8 protein-coding genes are annotated in these 9,890 nt (G+C 71.5%); all 8 read left to right on the plus strand.

The annotated features are described in order from the left end of the window. The first annotated feature begins 73 nt into the window (after window positions 1-73). Window positions 74-2,974 carry a glycoside hydrolase family 48 protein gene (locus BLA60_RS37835; RefSeq protein ID WP_075137898.1) on the plus strand — a complete coding sequence of 967 codons (2,901 nt, stop codon included), beginning with the start codon at window positions 74-76 and terminating at the stop codon, window positions 2,972-2,974. Window positions 2,975-3,061: 87 nt separating this feature from the next. Beyond that, on the plus strand, window positions 3,062-4,729 hold the full coding sequence (locus BLA60_RS37840; protein ID WP_075137911.1) for an endo-1,4-beta-xylanase: 1,668 nt from the start codon (window positions 3,062-3,064) through the stop codon (window positions 4,727-4,729). Between the two features lie 206 nt (window positions 4,730-4,935). Beyond that, on the plus strand, window positions 4,936-5,373 hold the full coding sequence (locus tag BLA60_RS37845) for a hypothetical protein (protein ID WP_154814874.1): 438 nt from the start codon (window positions 4,936-4,938) through the stop codon (window positions 5,371-5,373). Further along, complete coding sequence (locus tag BLA60_RS37850; protein ID WP_075137900.1) at window positions 5,370-7,004, plus strand: WXG100 family type VII secretion target; 1,635 nt, start codon at window positions 5,370-5,372, stop codon at window positions 7,002-7,004. Before BLA60_RS37845 ends, BLA60_RS37850 begins: the two co-directional genes overlap by 4 nt. Next, a complete protein-coding gene (locus tag BLA60_RS43985; RefSeq protein ID WP_075137901.1) occupies window positions 7,001-7,786 on the plus strand; it encodes an ESX secretion-associated protein EspG in 786 nt (261 codons plus the stop codon). Before BLA60_RS37850 ends, BLA60_RS43985 begins: the two co-directional genes overlap by 4 nt. A gap of 13 nt (window positions 7,787-7,799) precedes the next feature. Then, the gene (locus BLA60_RS37860; protein WP_075137902.1) at window positions 7,800-8,369 is read left to right on the plus strand and encodes a YbaB/EbfC family nucleoid-associated protein; all 570 of its coding nucleotides are present in this window, start codon (window positions 7,800-7,802) and stop codon (window positions 8,367-8,369) included. A gap of 21 nt (window positions 8,370-8,390) precedes the next feature. Further along, window positions 8,391-8,693, plus strand: a complete 303-nt coding sequence (locus tag BLA60_RS37865; protein ID WP_075137903.1) for a type VII secretion target — start codon at window positions 8,391-8,393, stop codon at window positions 8,691-8,693. Further along, on the plus strand, window positions 8,690-9,890 hold a 1,201-nt coding region (locus tag BLA60_RS37870; protein ID WP_075137904.1), incomplete at its 3' end, for a hypothetical protein. The genes BLA60_RS37865 and BLA60_RS37870, both read left to right, overlap by 4 nt.

A 9,890-nucleotide genomic window follows, 5' to 3' on the forward strand; every position in this document is an offset into this window, starting at 1 on the left:
GCGTTCGGGGCGCCGTAGTCGGGGCGGCGTCCCCTCGCGCTGGACTCGTTACCCTCGCAAGTTCGGAGAACACATGAGACCCCGACGTTTGGGAGCGCTCTCAGGCATCCTCGCCTCACTGGCACTCGTCGCCACGACCGTCCCCGCCAGCTCGGAGATCGGCGCGCGGGCGGTCGCGTGCTCCGTCGACTACAACGTCACCGACTGGGGCGGCGGCTTCACCGCCCGGGTCACGATCAACAACCTCGGCGACGCCGTCTCCGGCTGGTCGCTTGGCTTCGCCTTCCCCGGCAACCAGCGGGTCACCCTGCCCGGCTGGTCAGCCAACTGGTCCCAGTCCGGGGCCAACGTCACCGCCACCAACCTCGACTGGAACCGCACCCTCGCCAGCGGCGGCTCCACCGAGATCGGGTTCAACGCCACCTACTCCGGCGCCAACTCCCCGCCAACCTCCTTCACCCTCAACGGAACCGCCTGCACCGGCCGCAACGCCGGCCCGACGGTGACGATGACCCAGCCGGCCACCGGCTCGACCTACCCGGCCGGCACGGCCATCCCGCTCGCCGCGACCGCCGCCGACGCCGACGGCTCGGTCGACCGCGTCGAGTTCTACGCCGGCTCCACCCTCATCAGCACCGACACCTCCAGCCCGTACACCGGTTCGTGGACCAACGCCCCCGCCGGCAACCACGTACTGGTCGCCAGGGCCTACGACAACCAGAGCGCGTTCACCAACTCCACCCCGGTCGACGTCACCGTCACGCCCAACACCGGGCCGTCGGTGATCGCCGAGCCCAGCGCGGTGAACGTCCCCGAGGGCGGCACGGCCACCGTCGCGGTGCGCCTGTCGGCCCAGCCGTCGGCCAGCGTCACCGTGAGCACCGCGCGCACCACCGGCGACACCGACCTGACCGTCCAGTCCGGCGCGTCCCGCACGTTCACCACCAGCAACTGGAACACGCCGCAGACGGTGACCCTGGCCGCCGCCGAGGACGCCGACAGCGCCAACGGCACGGCGACGTTCACCGCGAGCGCCACCGGCCAGACCTCGGCCACGATCAACGCGACCGAGGCCGACAACGACCAGTCCGACTACGTCGAACGGTTCATGGCGCTCTACGACAAGATCAAGGACCCGGCCAACGGCTACTTCTCCAGCCACAACCCGCCGATCCCGTACCACTCGGTGGAGACGCTGATCGTCGAGGCGCCCGACTACGGGCACGTCACGACCTCGGAGGCGTTCAGCTACTGGATCTGGCTGGAAGCCCAGTACGGCCAGGTCACCGAGGACTGGTCGCGATTCAACACGGCGTGGACCTCGATGGAGACCCACATCATCCCCACCGCCGCCGACCAGCCCAGCAACGCCGGCTACAACCCGGCCGACCCGGCGACCTACGCCCCCGAGGAGGACCTGCCCAACGACTACCCGGTCGCGCTGGACGCCAACGTGACCCCGGGCAACGACCCGCTGGCCTCGGAACTCCAGAGCACCTACGGCACCCGCGACATCTACGGCATGCACTGGCTGCTCGACGTCGACAACCGCTACGGCTACGGCCGGCGCGGCGACGGCACCGGCAGCCCGTCCTACATCAACACCTTCCAGCGCGGGCCGCAGGAGTCGGTGTGGGAGACCGTGCCGCACCCGTCGTGGGAGAGCTTCAACGACGGCAGCACCAACGGTTTCCTGCCGCTGTTCGTCGACGACGCGCAGTACGCGCGGCAGTGGCGCTACACCAACGCGCCCGACGCCGACGCGCGGGCCGTGCAGGCGGCGTACTGGGCGTTGCAGTGGTCGACCTCGCAGGGCAACCAGTCGCAGATCTCCGGCACCCTCACCAAGGCCGCGAAGATGGGCGACTACCTGCGGTACTCCATGTACGACAAGTACTTCAAGAAGATCGGCAACTGTGTCGGCCCGTCGACCTGCCCCGCCGGCAACGGCAAGGACAGCGCGCACTACCTGCTGTCCTGGTACTACGCCTGGGGCGGCGCGACCGACGGCGGCTGGGCGTGGCGGATCGGGTCGAGCCCCGCGCACTTCGGCTACCAGAACCCGCTGGCGGCCTACGCCCTGGCCAACGTGCCGGCGCTGCGCCCGCAGTCGCCCAGCGCGGTGACCGACTGGAACACCAGCCTGGACCGGCAGTTGGAGTTCTACCGGTGGTTGCAGTCCTCGGAGGGCGGCATCGCCGGTGGCGCGACCAACAGCTGGAACGGCCGCTACGACACGCCACCGTCGGGCACGCCGACCTTCTACGGCATGTTCTACGACTGGCAGCCGGTGTACCACGACCCGCCGAGCAACCGGTGGTTCGGTATGCAGGCGTGGTCGATGGAACGCATCGCCGAGCTGTACAACCAGACCGGTAACGCCGAGGCGAAGGCGCTGCTGGACAAGTGGGTCCCGTGGGCGATGGACAACACGACGGTGAACCCGGCGCAGGGCACGTGGTCCATTCCGGACAACCTGACCTGGACCGGCCAACCGGACACCTGGAACCCGCAGACCCCCGGTGCCAACAACGGCCTGCACGTCACGGTGTCCACCCACGGACAGGACGTCGGGATCACGGCGGCGCTGGCCAAGACGCTGATGCACTACGCGTCCGAGTCCGGTGACACCGAGGCCCGCGACATGTCCAAGGACCTGCTCGACGCGATGTGGGCGGCGCCCAACCAGGACGACAAGGGCATCTCGGTGACCGAGTCCCGGGGCGACTACGACCGCTTCGACGACCAGGTCTACGTGCCGAGCGGCTTCACCGGCACGATGGCGAACGGCGACACGATCAACAGCCAGTCGACGTTCATCGGCCTGCGTTCCTGGTACCGCCAGGACGAGGCGTGGCCGAAGGTGGAGAGCTATCTCAACGACGGCGACGCGCCCACGTTCCGGTACCACCGGTTCTGGGCCCAGGCCGACCTGGCGATGGCACTGGCCGAGTACGGCCGGCTCTTCGGTTGATCCCGGTCCGGGGTGGCCCGCACCGCGGGCCACCCCGGCCGTTCCACATGACAGCGGCGGGAACAGTCCACAAAGGAATGAGATGTGATGTTGTTGAGAAAGGTGCTCACCGCCGCGAGCTGTCTCGCGATCGGTGTGCTGTCGACAGTGGTCACGGCCGGCCCGGCGCAGGCGTCGGGCCCGTTGCAGTCGCACGCGGCGGCCAGGGGCAAGTTCGTCGGCACGGCGGTCGACACGAACGAACTGAACGACGCCCCGTACCTGGCCGCCGTGGACAGTGAGTTCGGCCAGCTGACCCCCGCCAACGCGATGAAGTGGGACGCGATCGAGCCGAGCCAGAACAGCTTCAGCTTCGGCCGCGCCGACCAGATCATGGCCCTGGCACAGAACAACGGCCAGAGCGTGCGCGGCCACACCCTCGTCTGGCACAGCCAAACACCCGGTTGGGTACAGAACCTGGACGCCACCGCGATGCGCGCGGCGATGCGCAACCACATCAGCACCGTGATGGACAAGTACGAGGGCGACATCTACGCCTGGGACGTGGTCAACGAACCGTTGAACGAGGACGGTTCGCTGCGGAACTCGTTCTGGTTGCAGCGGTTGGGCGAGAGCTACATCGCCGACGCGTTCCGTGCCGCCCGGGCCGCCGACCCGACCGCGAAGCTGTACATCAACGACTACAACACCGACGGCCTCGGCGCCAAGAGCGACGGGATGTACCGGCTGGTCAGCGGTCTGCTGGAGGACGGCGTCCCGATCGACGGCGTGGGCTTCCAGGGTCACCTGGCCGTCCAGTACGGCTTCCCCAACCAGATGCAGCAGAACCTGCAACGCTTCGCCGACCTGGGGCTGGACGTCGCGATCACCGAGTTGGACGTGCGGATGCAGCTGCCGTCGGACTCCAGCAAGATCGCGACCCAGAACACCTACTACCGCAACGCCGTGAACGCCTGTCTGGGTGTCACCCGGTGCGTCGGTGTCACGTTCTGGGGCTACAGCGACAAGTACTCGTGGATCCCCAGCGCGTTCCCCGGTGAGGGATCGGCGCACCTGGCCGACGAGAACATGCAGCGCAAGCAGGCCTACACGACGGTGCACGACACGCTGGCCGGCGGCAGCAGCGGCGACACGACTCCGCCGACGGCTCCCGGCACACCGGGCGCCTCCGGCGTGACCGCGACGACGGCGTCGCTGACCTGGTCGGCGTCGACCGACACCGGCGGCAGCGGCCTGGCCGGGTACAACGTCTACCGCGAGCAGGGGACCACCGACTCGCTGCTGGCCCAACCGTCGGGGAACTCGACGACGCTGACCGGGCTGACACCCGGTACCCAGTACCAGGTGTACGTGCGGGCCCGCGACGGTGCCGGCAACCTGTCCACGCCGTCGGCGACGGCCACGTTCACCACGGAACAGGGCAGCGGGGGCGGGGCCTGCCGGGTCGCCTACAGCGCCACCGACTGGGGTGGTGGCGGCGGGTTCACCGCCGGGGTGACCGTCACGAACACGGGCACGGCGGCGGTCAACGGGTGGACCCTGTCGTTCGCGTTCACCGGGGGACAGCGGCTCACGCCGCCTGGCTGGTCGGCGACGTGGTCCCAGTCGGGAGCCGTCGTCACCGCGACGAACCTGACGTGGAACGCGAGTATTCCGGTGAACGGTTCGGTGAGCGTCGGGTTCAACGGGACCTACTCCGGGTCCAACCCGGCGCCCGGGAACTTCACGCTCAACGGGTCTGCCTGTACGGCTTAGGGTTTCTGGCCCGTGCTCGGGGCTGGCGGTGGATCCTACTGGTGGTCCACCGCCAGCCCCGAGTGGGTTGCGGCCCAGGGTTGCCGTGGTCACCGAGGGCAGATCTGGGCGGCCGATCCGGCAACCGTCGCGCGTGTCCACCTGCTCGTCGCTCCTGACATGACAAGACTGTGCGGTCCACGCGCGCACAGCAAGGAGCACCCCACGTGAGCGACGCCCCCCAGGAGCACCAGGCTCTCGCCAAAATGGCCACCGCCGTGTCCGCCGTGCGCCGTTCGGTCAGTGCCGGGCACCTCCGCCTGGATCCCGACGCGGCGGAACGTCTGATCAGCGTCCTGCGCGCGCAGCAGGACGCGGTCGACCTCGCGGTGCGCCGGCTCGGGGCGCTGGCCCGGCCCGTCCCGCTGGGAGCGAACCCGGTCGGCAGTGCGATGGAGGGCAAGTTCTGGAGCCGGGCGGCCACCGACGGCGACCCGGCCCGCACCGCGCCCGACGGGCCGTCGACCGACCGGTCGCTGACCAACATGCTCACCCGCTACCGCCGCACGCTGGACGAGGCCGAGCAGGCCGTCACCACCGCGATGCGCCAGTACCGCACCGACGAGGACGACAACGTCACCCGGTTCCGGCGGGTGACGTCATGAGCGACGGGCCCACCATCGACCAGCGGGCCATGATCGCCGACCTGGTCGGGCTGACCGGCGCGGACCCGGTGCTCACCGAGTCGCACAACTGGGCGGGGTACACGCATCGCGCGCTCTACGAGGGCGTGCACGCCAACAACGATCCCGGGGCGGTCACCCAGGCTGCCGCCGAGTGGGCGGACACCAGCAACGGCATGCTCGACTCGTCGCTGTCGATGATCGACGTCGTCAAGGGCAGTGAGGACAGCTGGGAGGGCGAGGCCGCCGACGCGACCCGCAAGGCGCTGGGCACCCTCGCCGAGTGGGGCGCGAACACCGCCGCGATCTCGCTGCGGGTGTCCCGCCAGCTCGACGAGCAGGCCGAGATCATGGCCGAGGCGAAGGCCGCGATGCCCGAGCCGGTCGACTTCGACGTGGCCACCGAGGTCGCGCGGGTCAACAGCCAGCCGACGATGGTCGGTTTCGTCCAGTCCCTCGCCGACTTCCACGTCGGCTACGCGCGGATGAACCAGGCCCGCGACGAGGCGGTCGCGGTGATGTCCAGGATGGAGGAACGCTCCCGCTCGGTCGACCAGGCCATGCCGGTGTTCGCCGCCCCACCGGACCCGATCTCCCGCACCAGGTCCCGGTTGCTCGCCCGTCGGCTGGAGCCCGAGCAGGCGCTGACCCGCAACGCCGCCGAAACCCCCTCGGTGCCCGGCGAACCGTTGAGCCGCACCCTGCAGCAGCAGGGGACCGCGCCGTCAGGGTTCGAACCACTCGCGGCCTCCGCGCCGGCCGGCACCCTCCCGGGTGGACCCGGTGGCGTCCCGGGAGCGCCCGGTGGCGTCCCCGGTGGACCCGGTGGTTCGGTGCCGGCGGGGACCGTCCCGTCGGGGATGATGCCGCCACCGGGATCGGTGGACCCGAACTCCTTCCGCGCCCCGGGTTCGGTCCCGCTGGCCTCCGTTCCGTCGAGCACGCCGACCCTGCCGCCGAACGTGTCGCTGCCCCTGTCGAGCGACCCGCCGACGGTCCGGATGCCCGCCCCGGGCAGCACCTCCCCGGCCAACTACGGCCCGACGATCCCCACCGGACGCGGCCCCGGCGGCCTGGACCTGCCGCGACCGCAGAACCCCGGGATCCGCCTGCCCGAGAGCACCGTCCCGCCGGCGATGCCGTTCGGCCCGAACAACCCCGGTGGCCGGCCGAACCCGAACGGTCCCACTCCACCCCGGCCGATGAACGGGCCGAACGTCGTGCCCTTCAAGGGATCCGCCCCCAACCTGCCAGGCGGCGGACCGGGCGGCGGACCGGGTGGCGTGCCCGGCGGCCCCCCGGCGAGCGGAACGGCCGGCGCCCCGCGCGCCCTGCCCGGTGCCGGCGCGGCGGCCGGCGCCGTGCCCTCCGCGACCCGGCTTCCCGGCGAGCTGCCGCCCGGTGCCCGCTACGGCGCGCCCGGGGGCCAGGCCGGCCAGTCCGGGATGTCGCCCGGGATGGGCGGGATGGGCGGCGGCCGAGGTCAGGGCGCCGAGGACAAGGAACGCAACACCGCCTACCGCATCGACGACGACCTGTTCGAGGTTCCCGGCACCGACCTGCCGCCCTCGGTCATCGGCGGCAAGAAGCCCCGCCCGAGGGAGGACTCGTGACCGAGCCCGACCTGGTCCTGTCGGTGCGGGACCTCGACCTGCTGCTCGACGTGCTCGACCTGCCCCGCCCGCCCTACCCGCTGACCGTGCCCAGCGTCGGCCTGACCGCCGGCGAACGCGCCGACCTGACCGCCGAGATGTTCGTCGGGCTCGCCGAGCGGGGGTTGGCCACCGGCACCACCCCCGGCCCGCGCGTCGTGTACGCACTGGACACCCTGTGCCGGCACCGGATCGCGCTGGACGTCGTGGGATTCGTCGACGGGGAGCCGGCGTTGGCCGTCGCCGCCGTCAGCGACTCCGGCGGGGTGGTCGCCGTGCAGTACGGGGACGTGGTGCGGATGAGCGGGATCCGGCCGACCGCCCAGGCATCGGCCCTGGTGGGGCTGCTGCCACCCGGCCGGCCGGGCACCGCGTCGGCGGTCACCGTGTCCTACCGGGCCGTCGAGCACGCCGCCGGGCAGGGGGCATCGTTCGCCGACGACCCGTTCGAGGACGACGACGAGCGGGTCACCCTGACCAGGGCCGGGGTGTCCACGAAGGACGCCCAGGTGCTGACGACGCTGGTCGCCGAGCGGACCGGCGGCGGACAGTTCGGGGTCACCGTCCCCGGCCCGCGCCCCTACCGGTCGCCGCGCCCGGTGTGCTGGTCGGACACCCGGGGCGGCCGCTACCTGGTCGTGCGCGAGGACGACTGGCTGAGCATCTCGCCGGCCGACAACGACCGCATCGAGGGCCGGGTCACCCGGCTGATCACCCAGACCATGGCCGACGCCGGCCGCTAGCGGAAGGCACCACGTGCGACCAGACCACCTCGCCGGCGCGGGCCATCCCACCGGCGACCTCGACCACGACCGCATGCTCGCCGACATCGCCGAGCGCGCCGAGAAGCTGCGGCACACCGCCGCCGGGGTCGCCGCCACCCTGGCCGAGACGACCGGCACCGGCCGCTCGCCCGACGGCGTGGTCACCGCGACCGTGTCGCCGACCGGGGCACTGCAGGACGTGCAGCTCTCCGCCCGCGCGTCGAGCCTCAACCCCACCCAGCTGTCCCGCTCGATCATGGCGGCGGTGCGCGCGGCGCAGTCCCAGGCGTCCCAGGCGATGGTGTCGGCGTTCGCGCCGCTGGGCGAGGGCACCGACACGCTGAACATGATCCTCGAGCACATCCCGAAGGCCGACGAGCCCGACGACCAGCCAGAACGCGACCTGGCCGCCGTCGAGGAAACCGTCGAGGAGCCCGTCGGTGAGACCCCGGAGGGCGCCGCGCCACGACACCAGCCACCGCCGCCCCCGGCGCCGGCGAACCCGCCGCCCCGCCGCCGCCCCGCGCCGGCCGACGACGAGGACGACAACGCGCCCTGGTGAGGGCAGGAAAGGACAGGGCACATGGACGGCTTCACCGTCGACCCGGCCGAGCTCGACGAGTTCGCCAAGCACGTTGACGGTCTGGTCACCGACCTCGGCGAGACCCAGACCAAGCTCGCCGACACGCGCACCGACCCGCTGGTGTTCGGGCTCGTCGGCCAGTTCTTCGCGATCGCGGTCGCTCTGGAGCTGTCGAAGGCCAAGGACTCCATCGGCCAGTACCAGGAGGCGCTGAGCTCGCTGTACGAGAGCGTCAAGCAGGAGGCCCGCAACTACGAGTTCTCCGACGAGGACAACGCCAAGATCCTGTCGAGGCAGATGTGAGCCCACTGACCGACGAACAGCGCCAGCAGGCACAGGAGGAGGACGAGGGGCTGGCCGGCACCGCCGACGGCTTCAGCTTCACCCCCGGGTTCGACAGCGGCTCCGAGCTCACCGACAAGTTCTCCGGCGCCGGCATCGCCGACACCATCGTGCTGCTGAACAAGGGCATCCAGGAGGACAACGACGCGGTGATGGCCGCGGCGGGCGTCGCGTTGGGCCTGGACACCGTGGCCCTGGTGCTCAACCCGTTCGGCAGTCTGATCGCCGCCGGGGTCGGCTGGCTGATCGACCACGTGTTCTTCCTGCGTGAGCCGCTGGACCTGCTCATGGGCGACAACATGGCGATCGCCGCCCAGACCAAGCGGATCAAGGCCGAGGGCGAGGAGTACACCACCCGTATCTCGGTCGACCACAAGACCGCCGTCGACAAGATCCAGAACTGGAAGGGCAAGGCGGCCGACGCGTTCCGCGCGGACATGGAGATGGTCCGCGACGAGCTGAACGCGGTCGGCGAGGCGCTCAAGGGCCTGGCCGACATCATGAGCAAGATGGGCGCCTGCGTGACCGGTTTCCGGTCGGTGGTGCGCGACATCATCGCCAACGTGCTCGGCGGGCTGATCGGCGGCGCGATCGCCGCGGCCGCGATGATGCCGTTCACCTTCGGCGCGTCGATCGCCGTGTTCGTCACCTCGGCGATCGGGGTGGCGGTCTCCGCCCTGGCCAAGATCATGGGCCTGGTCAGCAAGCTCACCTCGATCCTGGGCCGCAACGTCGGCAACGCCGGCAAGGTCGGTGGCAAGCTGGGTGGCGTCGCCTCCGGTGCCGGCCGCCAGCACGCCCCGGTGCCCAAGCCGGCGCCGAGGTCGGGCCCGCCGCCGGCCGGCAAGCAGGACCCGCCGCCCAGCCCGACCGGCGCCCCGCCCAAGGACTCCGCGTCGACCTCGCCGTCGGGTTCGCCCGGCGGCCCCAAGCCTCCGCCGACCACCACACCGCCGCCGCCGAAGGACCCCGCGCCGACGACCCCGTCCGGCGCCCCGGGGGCCGGCCCGAAACCCCCGACGACCCCGCCACCACCCCCGGCGCCCACGCGCCCGCCGCCACCGCCGCCCGCGCCGACCCGGCCACCCCTGGAGTGGTCCGACGGCGCCGCGGTCACCGTCGTCATCGCCGCCGAGGGCTACCCCGGCCGCCCCCGAG

Source organism: Actinophytocola xinjiangensis, assembly GCF_001921215.1.
GTDB lineage: Bacteria > Actinomycetota > Actinomycetes > Mycobacteriales > Pseudonocardiaceae > Actinophytocola > Actinophytocola xinjiangensis.